This is a genomic window from Rugosibacter aromaticivorans (assembly GCF_000934545.1).
GTDB lineage: Bacteria > Pseudomonadota > Gammaproteobacteria > Burkholderiales > Rhodocyclaceae > Rugosibacter > Rugosibacter aromaticivorans.
Genome location: NZ_CP010554.1, coordinates 1,621,293 through 1,637,948, shown reverse-complemented (window position 1 = coordinate 1,637,948; position 16,656 = coordinate 1,621,293). Strand labels below are relative to the sequence as shown.

16 protein-coding genes are annotated in these 16,656 nt (G+C 56.2%); 9 read left to right on the top strand and 7 right to left on the bottom strand.

Features of this window, described 5'->3' with window-relative positions:
• Window positions 1–126: 126 nt before the first annotated feature.
• The 3 genes from katG to PG1C_RS14785 form a co-directional block, all read right to left on the bottom strand.
• Entirely contained in the window at window positions 127–2,310 is a 2,184-nt protein-coding gene (gene katG, locus PG1C_RS08120) for a catalase/peroxidase HPI (protein ID WP_202634326.1), read from the bottom strand.
• A gap of 70 nt (window positions 2,311–2,380) precedes the next feature.
• Window positions 2,381–2,473 carry a catalase gene (locus PG1C_RS14790; RefSeq protein ID WP_269464914.1) on the bottom strand — a complete coding sequence of 31 codons (93 nt, stop codon included), beginning with the start codon at window positions 2,471–2,473 and terminating at the stop codon, window positions 2,381–2,383.
• Between the two features lie 9 nt (window positions 2,474–2,482).
• On the bottom strand, window positions 2,483–2,593 hold the full coding sequence (locus PG1C_RS14785) for a catalase (RefSeq protein WP_269464902.1): 111 nt from the start codon (window positions 2,591–2,593) through the stop codon (window positions 2,483–2,485).
• A gap of 283 nt (window positions 2,594–2,876) precedes the next feature.
• Between PG1C_RS14785 and PG1C_RS08110 the strand changes: the two genes are divergently transcribed.
• The 9 genes from PG1C_RS08110 (at window position 2,877) to PG1C_RS08070 (ending at window position 9,933) form a co-directional block, all read left to right on the top strand.
• Window positions 2,877–4,838, top strand: coding sequence for a DNA repair helicase YoaA (locus PG1C_RS08110; protein WP_202634325.1), 1,962 nt, complete (start codon window positions 2,877–2,879; stop codon window positions 4,836–4,838).
• Window positions 4,835–5,038, top strand: coding sequence for a hypothetical protein (locus PG1C_RS08105; protein WP_202634324.1), 204 nt, complete (start codon window positions 4,835–4,837; stop codon window positions 5,036–5,038). The genes PG1C_RS08110 and PG1C_RS08105 overlap by 4 nt, the downstream gene beginning before the upstream one ends.
• Entirely contained in the window at window positions 5,035–5,544 is a 510-nt protein-coding gene (gene mobB, locus PG1C_RS08100; RefSeq protein ID WP_202634323.1) for a molybdopterin-guanine dinucleotide biosynthesis protein B, read from the top strand. The genes PG1C_RS08105 and mobB overlap by 4 nt, the downstream gene beginning before the upstream one ends.
• Window positions 5,541–6,779 (top strand): molybdopterin molybdotransferase MoeA, encoded by a 1,239-nt coding sequence (locus PG1C_RS08095; protein WP_284431743.1) that lies wholly within the window; start codon window positions 5,541–5,543, stop codon window positions 6,777–6,779. The genes mobB and PG1C_RS08095 overlap by 4 nt, the downstream gene beginning before the upstream one ends.
• Window positions 6,780–6,784: 5 nt before the next feature.
• Window positions 6,785–7,039, top strand: a complete 255-nt coding sequence (gene moaD, locus PG1C_RS08090; protein ID WP_202634322.1) for a molybdopterin converting factor subunit 1 — start codon at window positions 6,785–6,787, stop codon at window positions 7,037–7,039.
• Window positions 7,040–7,045: 6 nt separating this feature from the next.
• Window positions 7,046–7,516, top strand: a complete 471-nt coding sequence (gene moaE, locus PG1C_RS08085; RefSeq protein ID WP_202634321.1) for a molybdopterin synthase catalytic subunit MoaE — start codon at window positions 7,046–7,048, stop codon at window positions 7,514–7,516.
• 61 nt (window positions 7,517–7,577) lie between these two features.
• Entirely contained in the window at window positions 7,578–8,039 is a 462-nt protein-coding gene (locus PG1C_RS08080) for a nuclear transport factor 2 family protein (protein WP_202634320.1), read from the top strand.
• Between the two features lies 1 nt (window position 8,040).
• The gene (locus PG1C_RS08075) at window positions 8,041–9,471 is read left to right on the top strand and encodes an aldehyde dehydrogenase family protein (RefSeq protein WP_202634319.1); all 1,431 of its coding nucleotides are present in this window, start codon (window positions 8,041–8,043) and stop codon (window positions 9,469–9,471) included.
• 36 nt (window positions 9,472–9,507) lie between these two features.
• Window positions 9,508–9,933, top strand: coding sequence for a VOC family protein (locus tag PG1C_RS08070; protein ID WP_202634318.1), 426 nt, complete (start codon window positions 9,508–9,510; stop codon window positions 9,931–9,933).
• Window positions 9,934–10,002: 69 nt separating this feature from the next.
• Here the strand turns inward: PG1C_RS08070 and PG1C_RS08065 are convergent, their stop codons facing one another.
• From PG1C_RS08065 to PG1C_RS08050, 4 genes are all read right to left on the bottom strand, one after another.
• Window positions 10,003–11,010 carry an MBL fold metallo-hydrolase gene (locus tag PG1C_RS08065; RefSeq protein WP_202634317.1) on the bottom strand — a complete coding sequence of 336 codons (1,008 nt, stop codon included), beginning with the start codon at window positions 11,008–11,010 and terminating at the stop codon, window positions 10,003–10,005.
• Window positions 11,011–11,075: 65 nt separating this feature from the next.
• Entirely contained in the window at window positions 11,076–12,233 is a 1,158-nt protein-coding gene (moaA, locus tag PG1C_RS08060) for a GTP 3',8-cyclase MoaA (RefSeq protein WP_202634316.1), read from the bottom strand.
• A gap of 92 nt (window positions 12,234–12,325) precedes the next feature.
• Window positions 12,326–15,019 (bottom strand): DEAD/DEAH box helicase, encoded by a 2,694-nt coding sequence (locus PG1C_RS08055; RefSeq protein ID WP_202634315.1) that lies wholly within the window; start codon window positions 15,017–15,019, stop codon window positions 12,326–12,328.
• Window positions 15,020–15,021: 2 nt separating this feature from the next.
• Window positions 15,022–16,551: a site-specific DNA-methyltransferase gene (locus PG1C_RS08050; RefSeq protein WP_202634314.1), complete on the bottom strand. Its 1,530-nt coding sequence runs from the start codon at window positions 16,549–16,551 to the stop codon at window positions 15,022–15,024.
• Between the last annotated feature and the right edge of the window lie 105 nt (window positions 16,552–16,656).

Here is a 16,656-nt window from a genome sequence, read left to right as displayed (position 1 = left end):
GAAGTGCCCTTATGAGTAAAGCGAAATGGAAGTTGCATGGTTTGCTCAACCTCGACCTGGTTCGGGATAAGCCGATGCCAGGTCAAGGTTGCTCGACATAAGACCTTTAAGGCCTCTCCTCCGAGATCACGCGAGGTCGAAGCGATCGAGGTTCATCACCTTGATCCAGGCCGCTACAAAGTCATGGACAAATTTTTCCTGAGCGTCCGAGCTTCCATAGACCTCAGCCAGGGCACGGAGCTGGGAGTTCGAACCGAAGACGAGATCGACACGGGTGCCGGTCCACTTGAGTTCGCCGGTTTTGCGATCGCGCCCTTCGAACACGTCCTTGGCGTCCGAGACTGCCTTCCACTCCGTACCCATGTCGAGCAGGTTCAGGAAGAAGTCGTTGGTCAGCGCCTCTGGCCGCTGCGTAAAGACGCCGTGCTGGGTCTGTCCGACATTGGTATTCAAGACGCGCATGCCGCCGACGAGCACCGTCATTTCGGGCGCGGTCAGGGTCAGCAATTGCGACTTGTTGACCAGCATCGCCTCGGCCGATACGCTGTGGCTTCCCTTGAGGTAGTTGCGGAAGCCATCGGCGATCGGTTCGAGCACGGCGAAGGAGTCCACATCGGTTTGCGCCTGCGAAGCGTCCATGCGTCCCGGCGCGAAAGGAACCGTCACGGCGTGACCGGCATGCTTCACCGCCTGCTCGACGCCTGCGCACCCAGCTAACACGATCAGATCGGCAAGCGATACCTTCTTGCCGCCAGACTGTGCGCCGTTGAACTCGCCCTGGATGTGCTCCAGCGTCTTGAGCACGTTCGCCAGCTGCTCGGGCTGGTTGACCGCCCAATCCTTCTGCGGCGCGAGACGGATGCGGGCACCGTTCGCGCCACCGCGCTTGTCGGAACCACGGAAGGTGGATGCCGACGCCCAGGCGGTCGACACCAGTTGCGAGACAGACAGGCCCGACGCCAGGATCTTGCCCTTGAGGGAGGCAATGTCCTGTGCATCGATCAACTTGTGATTGACCGTGGGGATAGGGTCTTGCCAGATGAGCGCTTCGGCAGGGACTTCCGGGCCGAGATAGCGGGCGCGCGGGCCCATGTCGCGGTGGGTCAGCTTGAACCAGGCACGGGCGAAGGCGTCGGCGAACTGGTCCGGGTTCTCGTAGAAACGCCTCGAAATCTTTTCGTAAACGGGGTCGAAGCGCAGGGAGAGATCCGTGGTCAGCATGGTCGGCGCGTGACGCTTGGCCGGGTCGTGGGCGTCCGGAATGGTGCCGGCGCCGGCTCCACCCTTCGCAACCCACTGGTGCGCACCGGCCGGGCTTTTCGTCAGCTCCCATTCGTAACCGAACAGGTTCCAGAAGAAGTTGTTGCTCCATTTCGTCGGCGTGCTGGTCCAGGTGACTTCCAGGCCGCTGCCGATCTGGTCGGCGCCCTTGCCTGTGCCGAAGCGGCTCTTCCAGCCCAGGCCTTGTTCCTCGATGCCGGCGGCTTCAGGCGCAGGGCCCACCAGTGAGGCATCGCCGGCACCGTGGGTTTTGCCGAAGGTGTGACCGCCCGCAATCAGCGCCACCGTCTCCTCGTCGTTCATCGCCATGCGCGCGAAGGTCTCGCGGATATCCTTGGCCGCGGCGAGCGGATCTGGGTTGCCGTTCGGGCCTTCTGGGTTCACGTAAATCAAGCCCATCTGCACGGCAGCGAGCGGATTTTCGAGATCCCGGTCGCCGGAGTAGCGTTTGTCACCGCCCAGCCAGGTGGTCTCGGCGCCCCAGTAGGTGTCTTCTTCCGGCTCCCAGATGTCCTTACGCCCGCCGCCGAAACCGAAGGTCTTGAATCCCATCGATTCCAGCGCGACGTTGCCGGTGAGGATCATGAGGTCGGCCCAGGAAATTTTCCGGCCATACTTCTGCTTGATCGGCCACAGCAGCCTGCGTGCCTTGTCGAGGTTGACGTTGTCGGGCCAACTGTTCAGGGGCGCAAAGCGCTGGTTGCCGCGCCCTGCGCCGCCGCGACCGTCGCCGGTGCGGTACGTGCCGGCGCTGTGCCACGCCATGCGAATGAACAAAGGTCCATAGTGACCGAAGTCCGCCGGCCACCAGTCCTGCGAGTCGGTCATCAGCGCCAGCAGATCCTGCTTCACGGCCGCCAGGTCGAGGCTCTTGAACGTCTCGGCGTAGTTGAAGCCCTTGTCCATGGGATCAGACAGGGACGAGTGCTGGTGCAGTATCTTCAGGTCGAGTTGGTTCGGCCACCACTCACGGTTCGACTTTCCAGCGTCGGCGGTGTGATGGAATGGGCATTTCGTTTCGCTTGACATGTGTTTCTCCTTTGACAGTTTGAATCCAACGACTCGGTCCGATTTGGCGTCCGAGTACCGATCTATATTATTACGCGCGGTTCACCATAAACGTTTCGTATGCGTCCGCGCCTATGGCGTGGATGACACACCCGGGTATGCGTTTCCGGTTGAAGTGCGCCATCTTTTCCATCTACTGATAGTCTTGCATCAGCACCGGGCCACGCGGGCCGGCAGTCATGATGTTCTGATTGTCGACGACAGGTGCGCCACCGGTGGTGGTAAGTGATTTTTTGCTAGTCATGCTGTTTCTCCTTTTGAGTGGTTAGGGTTAATAGGCGAATGCGGCATCGGCATAGAGAGCAATTAGCCATCCCAATGTCGACGAGGGTTTGCTGGTATGTGATGTCATGTTTTGCTCCTTTTATTGAACTGCAAGATCATGTTAGGGGCAGCCTTTTTATTAATCAAATTGATTTTTACTCTCTACGTGATAGCAAATGGCTATTTTGAGGCGACGGCGATAGTGCATCTGTTTTCTGAGGGGAGTGTTCGATTGTCCAGCGTGCTACCATGCCGCGCCCGCTATGTCAGTTCTTGATCCTATTTTTGCCATCGAAGGGCCGCTTGCACAAGCGGTTGAAGGGTTTCGCGTGCGCCCGCAGCAGCTGGAAATGGCGCAGCGCATTGCTTTGGCCATTGCGGGCAACGCCGTGCTGGTGGCTGAAGCTGGTACAGGCACGGGCAAAACCTTTGCGTATCTTGTTCCGGCGTTGCTGTCAGGTGGCAAAGTCATCATTTCAACGGGGACAAAAACTTTACAAGATCAATTGTTCAATCGCGACTTACCGGTGGTGCGGGCAGCATTGAAAGTGGGCGCATCAATAGCGCTGCTCAAGGGCCGCTCGAACTATGTCTGCCCATATCATCTTGAACGCGCATTGAGCGCCGGGCGCCTGGCATCGCGTGAAGAAGCCGGTCATCTGCGCAAAATCGTCCGCTTTGCCGAGCGCACCAAAACGGGCGACAAGGCCGAATGTGTTGATGTTCCTGAAGATTCAGCGGCTTGGCAGGTAGCCACATCGACGCGCGAAAATTGTTTGGGGCAGGAATGTCCAAACGTCAAGCAGTGCTTTGTTTTGACAGCCCGCCAAAATGCACAAATGGCCGATGTAGTAGTGGTCAATCACCATCTGTTTTTTGCCGATGTAATGCTGAAAGATGAAGGCATGGGCGAGCTGTTGCCTGCGTGTAATACGGTAATTTTCGATGAGGCACACCAGTTGCCTGAAATTGCCGGACTGTTTTTTGGTGAGAGTATTTCCACATCGCAGTTGATTGATTTGTCGCGCGATGCGCGTAACGAAGGCATCACCTCGGCAAAAGATTACCTACCGTTACAAGAAGCTGCACAGTATCTGGATAAAGCCGCACGTGATTTGCGTTTGTCCGTGAAAGGCGAAAATGTGCGCTTGCCGGCAAGCCAGGTAGAAAACGAGCGCGATTTTTCTTCTGCTTTACAGACGGTGACAACCGCTTTACGTGAGTTGGGCAAGCACCTGGAAGCCCAGTCTGACCGTGGGGAGGGCTTGGCCAATTGCCTGGAGCGCACGCAGCAGCTAGTGCATCGACTGACGCGTTGGCAAAAAGGCGAGGCAGCCGAGGCGGATGGGTTGGTGGGGCCAGTGGTTAAGTGGCTCGAAGTGTATTCACACGCCTTATCGCTCAATGTAACACCACTGGATATTGCGCCGATTTTCCGCCGCCAGATGGAAGGTCATCCGCGTGCATGGATTTTTGCATCTGCCACACTGGCGGTGGGACAGAATTTTTCGCATTATTGCGATGCACTCGGCTTACATGAAGCTGAAACGGTGGTGTGGGGCAGCCCTTTCGATTACGCCAATAATGGGTTGCTGTACGCGCCGCTTGGCATGCCGGACCCGAATAGCGCCTTTTATCAGGAGGCCGTTGCCGAAGCCGCTTGGCCAGCCATACGGGCAGCAGGCGGGAGAACATTTGTGCTGTGCACCTCGTTACGCGCGATGCGGCGAATTCGCGAACTATTGCAAGAGAAATTGCAAAAAGAAGCACTCGATTTGCCCTTGCTCATGCAGGGTGAGGGTTCAAAAACAGAGCTGCTGGAACGTTTTCGCTTTCTCGGTAACGCGATTCTTGTCGCCAGCCAAAGCTTTTGGGAAGGCGTGGATGTGCGTGGTGAAGCGCTCTCGCTGGTGGTGATTGACAAGCTGCCATTTGCGCCGCCCGATGATCCGGTGCTCGCAGCACGCATTGAGAGTTTGCGCGTTGCGGGTGAAAATGCCTTTATGACTTATCAACTACCGCAGGCAGTCATCAGCATGAAGCAGGGCGCGGGTCGGCTGATTCGCGATGAAGCGGACCGCGGCGTACTGATGATTTGCGACCCGCGCCTGACCGGCAAACCGTATGGCAAAGCCATCTGGCGCTCGTTGCCACCGATGCGCCGCACGCGCGACATTATTGATGTCGAGGCATTTTTCGCGCAGCCGGTAAAATCAGCCCCATGAACGAACATGTCTGCATTGCCCTGGCAGATCGGCCGAATGCCGGATGTCATTATGAATCACTGGATCGTGAGCGGCTGGATAGCGAACTGGAACGCTTCGGCCATGGTTTTAACAACATGGTCATGGGGCAGCGGCCGCATCTGTTTTCCAGTTCCGTTACCTTTATGGGCGATGAGCATATCAGGCAGGATGTCGCATGAAGGTGTTTGGTTTTGCCGGTTATTCTGGCGCAGGCAAAACAACTTTGCTCGAAGCGCTGATTCCGCGCTTTGTCGCGGCAGGCTTACGCGTCTCGCTGCTCAAGCATGCTCACCATCATTTTGATATTGACCGACCGGGCAAGGACTCGTATCGTCTGCGTGAGGCGGGATGCGGCGAGGTATTACTTGTCTCCGGCCAGCGCTGGGCGCTGATGCATGAACTGCGTGACGCGCCGGAGCCCACTTTTGAAGAACAGATTGCCCGTTTTTCAGATTGCGATCTGGTGTTAGTTGAAGGCTTCAAGCACATGCCTGTGCCTAAGCTCGAAGTGCACCGGCCTTCGGTAGGTAAGCCACTTATTGCCACGGATGAAAACGAACATATTGTGGCTGTCGCCACCGATGAACCCGAGGTTGTTGTCAAGTTAACCCGGCGCCCGGTGTTGCCATTAAATAACCCGGCAGCGATTGCCGAATTCATTCTTCAGCATCAAGGATTCGTATGACGATTTTGAGTTTTGATGATGCATTAGGCCGCCTGCTGACGCATGCACAGGCAGTGACCGATACCGACTTCGTGCCCACTCACATGGCACGCGGGCGTGTATTGGCAAAAAGCCTCGTATCGTCGCTCAATGTGCCGCCGCTGGATAACAGTGCGATGGATGGTTATGCGGTGCGGTGTGCCGATGTCCCTAAGGCCGGTACACGCCTGCCGGTAATGCAGCGCATCGCAGCGGGCCACATGGGTCCTGCGTTGGTGTCGCAAACGGCCGCACGCATTTTTACCGGCGCGCCGATCCCGGTGGGGGCGGATGCGGTGGTGATGCAGGAACTCTGCACACAAAAGGGTGACACCGTGATCGTGAATACGGTACCGAGACCAGGCCAAGCCATCCGCCGATGTGGAGAGGATATTGCCGCAGGCGTAGAAGTCATTGCTGCTAACACGCGGCTGATCGCAGCGCATCTGGGTTTGGCGGCATCCATAGGCGCAGCGGAATTGTGTGTATTCCGCCAGTTGCATGTGGCTTTGTTTTCAACGGGTGATGAGCTCACCATGCCTGGCGAGCCGCTCAAGCCCGGTGGCATTTACAACTCGAACCGCACCATGCTGCATGCGCTGCTGGAAGGCCTGGGCTGCCTGGTGACCGATAGGGGCATCGTGCCGGATCAACGTGAAGCAACGCAAGCGGCATTGCGCGAGGCCGCGCAAGCGCATGATCTTATCTTGACCAGCGGCGGTGTTTCGGTGGGCGAAGAAGATCATGTGAAAGCCGCAGTGAGTGCGGAAGGCGCGCTGGATTTATGGAAGATTGCGATCAAGCCCGGCAAGCCATTTGCTTTTGGTTCGATACGAAAAATCGGTGCTGGTGAGACGGCAACTGAATCTTCTGCGAGCCCCATTACACCGTTTATCGGTCTGCCCGGCAATCCGGTCGCAAGTTTTGTGACCTTTCTCATGCTGGTGCGCCCCTTCATTTTGGCCATGCAGGGCACAAGCTGTGTGACACCTCGCGTGCTGCATTTGCGTGCCGATTTTGCTTGGGAGGGGGATGCACGACGTGAATTTTTACGTGCGCGCATCAACGACGAAGGTGGGCTCAGCTTATATCCGCATCAAGGTTCAGCGGTGCTCACCTCTTGCGCATGGGCTGATGGATTGATTGATAATCTGCCAGGGCACTCGATTCAACCGGGTGATATCGTGCGCTTTATCGATTTCAACGCGTTGGGATAAACACCATGCACATCCATCTGCTTTATTTTGCCGGGCTGCGCGAGGCGCTAGGCGTCACGACAGAAACGCTCGTGTTACCCACCGGGGTGGATACGGTTGCTACATTACGTGAATTTCTGGCTGCTCGCGGTGCGCCATGGACAGCACTCGTCACCATAAAAAACCTTCGCGCTGCTGTGAATCAGCAAATGGCAGGGCAAGACACGCACATTCAAGCCGGGGATGAAGTCGCGTTTTTTCCACCGGTAACTGGAGGGTAGCAGGCCATGTCGGTGACCATACAGGAGGCTGATTTTGATTGTGGTCAGGAAATTGCCGCAATCTGTACCGGACGCGAGGATATTGGCGCGTTAGCCAGCTTTATCGGCTTGGTGCGGGCAGACACGCTGAGTGAGGAAAGGATCGACGCGATGCAGCTGGAACATTATCCCGGCATGACAGAAAAGGCCCTTGCCGAGATCGTGGTGCAGGCAAAATCGCGCTGGGAGCTGCAAGCTGTTCGAGTGATACATCGTATTGGACGACTGGTGCCGGGTGAGCAGATTGTGCTGGTGGTGGTTGCTGCATCGCATCGCGGGTCAGCTTTTGCCGCCTGCGAATTCATCATGGATTTTTTGAAAACCCGTGCTCCCTTCTGGAAAAAGGAAGAAACGGCTCACCATGGACAATGGGTAGAGGCGCGTGATGCGGATGATTTCGCTGCAGATCGATGGGAAAAAACACGTAGCGAAAAATAACCTCACCACTTAAACGCCATATCGATAGGATGCCCACTTACCTTAAAGGAGTAATGAACTCATGGCTATTTCCAGAGCGCAGATGGAAACCAGGATCCGCAATTATTTTGCTGCCTGCAATCAAGCAGATAAAGAAAAAATCATGTCATTTTTTATTCCTGAAGGTACGCATTATTTTCCCGAGGGGAGCCCTTTCGGTGTTTTAAGGGGCGCCCAGGCCATTGCTGAATGCTGGGTTAACTGCGTTAATGACATCGGCTCCTACTGGACCGTGGATAATTTTGCGGGTGACATGGAAAGCCGCCAGGCAGTGATTGAGTGGAGTCACTTCAAAAAAAAGATCGGGCAGTTATTGCGTGGTGATGAATGGTATCGTTTTACCGAAGATGGCTTGATTATTGAAATTCGGGCGTATTACGCCGCTCCGACGCACGCAGGTGTTACAGAGCATCGTATTGGCGGCTTCGATTATGCAGGCCGTGGCTACCCGTTGTTGAAACCTGAAAATAACTCTGCAAAATAATATGAAACCCCATTACATCAATCACCAATGGGTCGAGAGCGCAGCCTCTTGCCCGAACATTAACCCGTCAGACATCAACGATCGCATTGATGACTATGGATGGGCAAATAGAGATGCCGTAGATCAAGCAGTTGCTGCCGCGAACAATGCCTTTCCGGCATGGGGAAAGGTAAGTATTCAAACCCGTGCAGATGCGTTGGATCAGATTGGTTCAGAGCTTATTCAACGACGCGCCGAATTGGCAGACCTCTTGGCCCGAGAGGAAGGTAAAGTGCTTGCAGAAGCCAGCGCGGAAGTGCTGCGGGCTGGACAGATATTCAAGTTTTTTGCCGGAGAAGCACTGCGCATGGGGGGGCAGCTTATCGCTTCGGTGCGGCCAGGATGCGAAGTAGAGGTGTTGCGTGAACCGATGGGCGTGATCGGGTTGATATCACCGTGGAATTTTCCTATCGCCATTCCTGCATGGAAAATTGCTCCGGCGCTGGCCTATGGCAATTGTGTGGTGTTTAAACCTTCCGAGCTGGCGCCTGGGTGTGCCTGGGCGTTGACAGAAATCATCAGCAGAGCCGGCCTGCCTGCCGGGGTGTTTAATTTAGTGATGGGCGCGGGGGCAGACGTCGGGCAAGCCTTGATTGAATCAGATCAAATCAATGCCATCAGCTTTACCGGCTCTGTCGCGACAGGAAAAAGGATTGCGCAAGCCGCGATGCAACGTCTGACTAAAGTGCAACTGGAAATGGGCGGTAAAAACCCGTTGGTCGTGTTGGATGATGCGCATCTGGAAACCGCCGTCAATTGCGCGGTAAATGGAGCCTACTTCTCGGCAGGTCAGCGTTGCACGGCATCATCCCGCTTGATCGTGACTAAAAATATCTATAAGGCATTTGTCGAAGCGCTGATAAATCGCCTGCGCGAACTTAGCATAGGCGATGCACGGGCCTCCGGTAGCGACATAGGCCCGGTGGTCGATCAACAGCAACTGGACAAGGATTTACGCTATATCGCCCTGGGTCAAAAAGAAGGGGCACGCCTGGTTTTCGGTGGCGACAGGCTGAAACGAGAAACGGATGGCTATTACCTGAACCCGGCACTCTTCATTGACGCAGACAATACCATGCGTATTGCACGGGAAGAAATTTTCGGGCCCGTTGCCTGCATCATTCCGGCGGATAATTACGAACACGCACTGGAAATCGCGAATGACAGCGATTTTGGCTTGTCCGCGGGGATATGTACCACCACCTTGAAAACTGCCATGCACTTCAAGCGCAACGCCCAGGCCGGCATGGTCATGGTGAATCTTCCCACTGCTGGTGTGGATTACCATGTGCCCTTTGGCGGCACGAAAGCATCAAGCTATGGCCCGAGAGAACAAGGTGCGCAGGCCATAGAATTTTTTACCCGCACCAAGACAGCCTATACCGCTGATTAAAACCTGTTCAACCCACCTAGCTACAAGGAGAATGAAATGCCTATCACCCAATTTGACCACTACACCCTACGCGCCCGCGATATCGAGGTTTCTGCTCGCTTTTACCAGGATGTGATGGGGTTTCGTGTCGAGACGCTGGATAGTTTTGCCTTCCCGTTTCGCCTTTTGTTCCTGGGTGATCAGGCCGTAGTGCATCTTTTAGGCGCGGGTGCCGAGTTGGACGCGTTTTTAGGTCGCCATGCACCCTCTTATGAAAAAGGTGCTGAACGTGGCACAGGCAATATGGAGCACGTGGCGTTCAATGCCACAGGATTCAAGGAGTTTCTTGCACGCGTGAAAGCAGCTAAGGCGCACTATGTCCAAAGAACCTTGGCGGATTACGGGGTGGTTCAACTGCTCATCGCTGATCCGGATGGCATCGAGATTGAAGTTAACTTTCCCATTGGCGAGCTAAACGATTGATTGGTGACGTGAAAAAGCCAGGCAATCAGTCTGGCTTTTGATGGGTGGTTAGCTTTTTTGATCAATCCATCATTGAGCCGCGGGCGTTGCTGACGGCAATGGCGTGAACTCAACAGGCACCCAGCGATAGCTGTCTTTGCCTTCAGGGGTGACGTGGCCAATGCCAGGGAAAGGCAAGTGGGCGCCTGCCATGAGAGACTTTTCGCTGGCTACACGCTTGAGGATTTCACGACGTGTGGCAATGGCTTTTTTCTGGTCGGTATCGAATTGAATGGCGACCTCAGGATGGGCAAACTGAATGGCGTGTGCGTGGAGCAAGTCGCCTGTGATGAAAAGTTTCTGTCCTTGAGATTCGACGACGTAAACCCTATGGCCTGGCGTGTGACCAGAAGCATTGACGGCCTGGATACCGGGGACGATTTCACCCGTGCCATCGCCAGCCAGCGTTTTCCAGTGCCCACTGGCCTGATAGGGTGCGGCGCTATCTTGTGCCATTTTGAAAAAAGGCTGCGTTTCTTTAGGTGCGCCGGCTGCAATTTCCTTTGACAGCCAGAAGTCATTTTCTGCTTTGGACACATACACATCCGCTTGCGGGAAAACTGGCTTGCCTTGGGCATCATTGATGCCACCCACATGATCCGCGTGTAAATGCGTAATGATGATGCGATCGACTTGCTCTGGCTGATAACCCGCCGCTTTCATGTTCTGCAGCAGATTGCCCAGTGTGGGGCCAAATAAGCCCGCAGCACCTGCATCAACCAGCACCAAGTGCTTGCCCGTATTGATGAGATAGGCATTCACGGCGGTATTCATTTTAGGGTTGCCGACAAACAGGCGATCCAGCGAACGGTTAAGCGTTTTTTCGTCGGCATGTTGCAAAAGGCCTTTATCCAATTGCATGGCACCGTCAAACAAGGCAGTGACTTCAATTGAGCCAACCATCAAACGGTAATAGCCTGGCACTTGTGTATGCACCATGGGCGCAGCGGCATAGGCAGGGCTCATCGGTAGCAGCGCAGCGCTTGAGAGGGCAGATGAGGCGATTAAGGCAGTGAATAGTCGGGAAAGTTTATGCATGAAAAATCTCCTTTTTAGTTGATAAAAATTACCAAGCGTCACCAAATTTCAGAATAGGAATCGGCTCATCCGCCAATATACGACATTTCAATTTTTTGAATTTTTGCAATTTCGCCTGTTTTTTCTGTGCGTATTTCGGAACGCATTTCAGAATAGTTGTCGCTGCGTGCGCGCCAAACGCCAGCAATTGCGCGGGATAAGTCATCATCATTTTTGTCACCTCGCAGCAGGCTGCGCACATCGTGTCCCTGCTGTGCAAACAGGCAGGTGTATAGCTTGCCTTCAGTCGACAACCGGGCGCGGGTGCAACTGCTGCAAAACGCCTGCGTGACCGATGAGATCACCCCGATTTCGCCCGCGCCATCCAGATAACGCCAACGCGCGGCGACTTCGCCTGCATAACGGGCATCAATGGCCTCCAGCGGAAACTCTGCCTGGATCAGCGCAATCACCTCGGTAGATGGCAATACCTCAGCCATGCGCCAGCCATTGGAATTGCCGACATCCATATATTCGATAAAGCGCAACACATGATCGCTGTGGCGAAAATGGCGTGCCAGCGGCAGAATCTGACTATCATTCGTGCCGCGTTTGACAACGCAATTGATCTTGATGGGCAAACCGGCTGCCGCCGCTGCTTCAATGCCATGCAGCACATCGCTCACGGCGAAATCGACATCGTTCATGCGCTTGAAAATAACATCGTCCAAGGCATCGAGACTCACGGTAATGCGATGCAGCCCGGCCTCCTTGAGCGTCTGCGCCTTTTTCGCCAGCAGCGCGCCATTCGTGGTCAGCGTAATTTCCACGGGTAACCTGGCGAGCTGTTCAATCAGCTTTTCGAGACCTCGACGCAGCAGCGGCTCGCCGCCGGTGAGGCGGATTTTCTCCACACCTTGTGCCACGAAGACACGCGCGATGCGCTCGATCTCCTCGAACGACAGCAAGTCGTTACGCGATAAAAAGGGATAATCGCGTCCGAAGACGGTTTTCGGCATGCAATACACGCAGCGGAAATTGCAACGGTCGGTCACTGAAATACGCAAGTCGCGCAGGGGACGTTTGCGCGTGTCGATCAGCGACCTGTCATGCGTGCCCGAGTCGGCTGACGAAAAAGTCTTGTCCAGAGACGGCTCTGCATTTTCTGCGGTCAGATTCAAAAGTCCGTCAGGGGACGGCGCTGATGATACGGCGATGGGAATGATGCGATCAATGGCGTTCATAAGACGCAAACTATAAGCGGGTGGATAGCTGGAGGCAAGGGAAAGAATCTGTCATTCCCCTGTTTTTAGAAGGGTAATGTGTGCGGAAGGCGTTACGTACGCGGCTGCAGTGCCTGGTCTACCTGCTGCTCCATCGTCCGTCCGTTGTCTTCGAGAAACACACATTGAAAGATGCACCGGCTCTGGCTGTTTGCCGCCCACAGCTCGCCGACTTTCCGTTTTTCTATCTCGTAAGGGTCGTTGCGCAAATGCGCACCCTTGTACTCGATCACCGCAATCCGTCCATCCATCAGCTCGATAATGAAGTCGGGAAAGAAGCGGCCACGCGCTGTCGGCAACCAGAAGCCGAACGGCGCCTGATCCAGATTGCGTACCCACTGCTTGACCTGCGGATGCCGATCAATCAGGCGCGCGCATTCGAACTCCTCGCCCTTGTCTTTCAAATCGGCAATGACGGGGTAATAGTGCTTCTTGAATTCCCAACGCCCGGCATAACGGCTACTTGCGGGGGCGGGGTAGCTGCCCGGCTCGAAACGGAAGGGTTGCGACCAGTCCGGCTCGACCTGCCAGGCACCATCCAGCACCCGTTGCTGAAACTGCACCTTGGCGGCGGCTTCGCGCAGGTCGGCAATTTGCGCCTCGATGCGCCGCGCCAGCACAAAGCGCATGCGCGCCAGCGTATTGAGCGAAGCGCGCTGGTCAAAGAGCAGGTAATTCACCACGGCCGTCAGATAGGCCAGCAGATGCGCTTGCACGATATCCGACTGGCGCACCTCGCGATTCAGCCAGCGCACCAGATCATCCGCGGTGATATGGACATTGACCGCATCCAGCGCAAGTTGCCCGACATCCGCCGCACGCATTTTGACTCGCCGAGCCTCATCGACATAAATCTCAAACGCGTTGTCCGATTCCACCACCTGAAACCCCGGCAGCGAAACCGGCTGCGCCAGCAGGTTCAAATCCACACTTTCCAGCACCGCTTCCCGCTCCAGCGGGAACAGCGGCGCTTGCGCATCGGCGCGGTAGCCCAGCGGCGGCACCGGAGCAAAAGGCACGCCGCGCATCGAAGGCGCGGTCTCTGCGGCCACCACGGCGTTGTGTTGCGTTACTTTCTGACGAATCAGGTCTTGTTTCTTTTCGCTGCGCTCAGTCGCCAGCAATAATTTTTCAACCGTCTCGTCCACGTGGCCGGTGATGGTCACCAGCGAACCTTTGCCATTTGGCGCGGGCGCGACGGTCACACCCGCCGCATGTTGCAACCCGGCAGCATTGGAGACTTCCAATACCGTTGTCACCGGTGGCAAAAAAGTTCCCGAAGGGACGCACAGCGCTGGCGCTGGTGACACGGCGTTGAACAATGGCATTTGTGGTGCAATCATTGACGCCACATCCAGCGCCTCGAAGCCCATGTTGGAGACCAGCCTGTCCACCAGCGCGGTTGCGGCATGGGCAAAGGTGGCCTCGCATACATGCGCATAAGCGTGGTTGAGCGGCTCACGCCTGCGCCGCTGCGCATACGGCATGCGCAACACCCGCCCCAGCAACTGCTCTACCGCCGTGGCGGAGGAGAGCGGTTGCAGCGAACATAACACGTAGGCAAACGGGCAATCCCAGCCTTCGCGCAACGCCTGCACCGTGATGATGTAGCGCAGTGGCGAAGCAGGCGAGGACACATCCACGCCCGCCAGATCGCGCTGGCTGCCGGTGGCGATGGCAATCTGCTCTTCGGGTATGTGCAGCTCGTTGATCAGATGTTGCCGCAACACGTCCGGCGGCACGGCATCATTCACGTTCTGCGCCTGGAACAGCACAATCGGCCGCACATAAGTGTCACCCGCCGCCTGTGCTTGTTGCGCCTCGGTCTCCAGCCACTGGCGCGTCTGCACTGCACCAAACACTGCCGCTTGCCAGCCTTCCGGGTGCTCGCGCAACGTGATCGGCAGCTTGATCATGTCTTCTGCCTGCAACTCCTGCGCCGAGACGTGATACAGCACATTGCTCTGGTGCGGCAAGGGCGTGGCGGTCAGTTCCAGAATCGCGGAAGGGTTCAGGCGCTTTAACGCGACAAAGCTTTTCTCCGTTCGCGTGTTGTGTGCTTCATCCACCACGATCAACGGATGATTCAGCGCCAGCCAGTTGGCCAGCGAATAGCGCGGCTGCCCGACGTAGGCTTGCAGCATGGCATTAGCTTCGGTCACATCCTCCGCCCGCACAAACGCATCCGGCACGGTGGCGAGTTGCGCCAGTTTTTCGGCCGGTAGCGATTTGAAGTGCCGCTCGAACGATTCCGAGAACGCATACACGTTGCGCGTGTCGGTCTGCTCCACGCGGAAGCTCTGGATCGTCGCCACCACCACGATCGTGTGCCGTCCCCAATCGGTGGGCGAGAGTGTGCTCACGCGGTCAAGGTCGCACACCTGCAAACGCTGGCCGTAGGCTGCTTCCAGCGCCGTGCGGTAGGGATGCCCCGGCGTTTGCAAGGCGGTGAGTGTCTGCGCACGAATCGCGTCGGAGGGCACCAGCCACACCGCCACGGGTGCATCGTTCGCCTGCCATTCGCGCGCCATGCGCACGATGGCGTGCGCCGCCAGCAGCGTCTTGCCGCCGCCGGTGGGGATGCGCAAACACACGCAGGGAATCTCGCCAAAGGCCGCCGTCTGATACGGGCTGCCCGCCTGTTGGAGAAAGGCACTGGCCGCGCCAACCTGAGTCGCCTCACGCAAAAAGCCGGACAGCGCCGACAGCGCGGTGGACTGGTAACTCTTGAGCAGCAGGTCGGCCATGGTTATCGCGCCTTCACATCGTAAGGAATGTGTTTGAACGTCACGCCCGCCGCTGCCAGTCGCGCCGCACCCAGGCGGCAGGCTTCGCCGTAAATGAGCTTTGGCCCCTCATGCGGGCAGAGGCGATCAATGGCCGCCAGCACCTCATTGGTCAGTACATTGCCCGATGCTGGACGTTTATCGCCGAGGATGCCATTGAACAGCAGATAAATCGCGCAGCCCTCATGCATGCCGAGCAAGGGCACCGTCCACGGCCCGCTGCTGGCGCGGCCGGTTTCCTGCATCCAGACAAAACTCGCCAGGGTATTAAAGCGCACCGCCGGATGGATGCTGCCCTCGGCCGTGAACATTGGCTCGCCCAGGCGCATGAAGCGAAAGCCGCCGCCGCCCTGCCAATTCACCGCCGGCGAGATGCCGCCTTGTTCCCCGGTGACAACTTTTTGCAAACGCGGGATGCAATGCGTCACCGCATGCTCGCCCATCTCGATGCCGATCCAGCGCCGCCCCATCTTGTGCGCCACGGCCGCCGTGGTGCCAGAACCGAGAAAACTGTCGAGAATGAGGTCGTTGGGGTTGGTGGCAATGTAGAGGATGCGTTGCAACAAGCGTTCAGGTTTTGGTGTCGAAAAAGGGTCTTCTGTTGTAAAAAGAACCTTACTTTCTTTTCTTGACTCGTCGTTGTGCCCGGCATCCTCATGTGTCCACCATGTAGAAGGCACAACCCCACTTTGCACTCGCGCAAGGTAACGCTTGAGTTGGGGTGCGCCCAAGCCGTCTTTTCCAAAATAGATTCCGTTATTTGCGAGTAGCAGTGCCATCTTGTCACGTGATGTGTACCAACATCGCCCCTTGGGTGGCCAGTATTCCTTGCCCGTTTTTGGGTTCACGAGGGGGTAGTCGTAGTTTTCAGAGTAAGTTTTTACCGAAAGGTTGTCGGTTCGCCAAGGTCCATTACCGTCGTTGTCGTCGTGCTTGTAGAGCGAATCTTGCTTATCAGAACGTGGTAACAAATTTCGCTCAAACAGTCCGTTTTTTGTATAAACGAAAAGGTGGTCATGAAAGTCTGAGAAGCCTTTTGCATCACTGGCTACAGCGTATTTTTTCTGCCAAACCACATTCGCTACAAAATTCCTTCGCCCAAACACCTCGTCCATCAACACCTTCAGGTAGTGCCCTTCGTTGTCGTCGATGGTCACCCAGATCGAGCCGTCCTCGGCCAGCAATTCGCGCAGTAGCGTGAGGCGTGGGGTCATCATGGACAGCCACTGGCTGTGTTCGAGGTTGTCGTCGTAATGTTCGAACGCGCTTTTCGTGTTGTACGGCGGGTCGATGAAAATGCACTTCACGCGGCCGCGATAAAACGGCAGCAGGGCTTTCAAGGCATCCAGGTTGTCGCCCTGGATCAGCAGGTTGTCGGCATGGTTTTCACCGGAGTTGTCGCCATAGTCGGCGACAGGTTCGAGCACGCGGTAGGGCGTTTTGTCAGCAATGGTCAGCGCCTCGGTGCGGTTAAGCCAGTCTAGCGTGGGCATGGGTCAACGTTTCCAAAGCTGGCTTCTCGAGGCAGCAACCCTCCTGCATGTGGTGGCACGGGCAAGCGCTTAAATAAGAATTCTTTTTGTTTTCCGTTGGTTAGC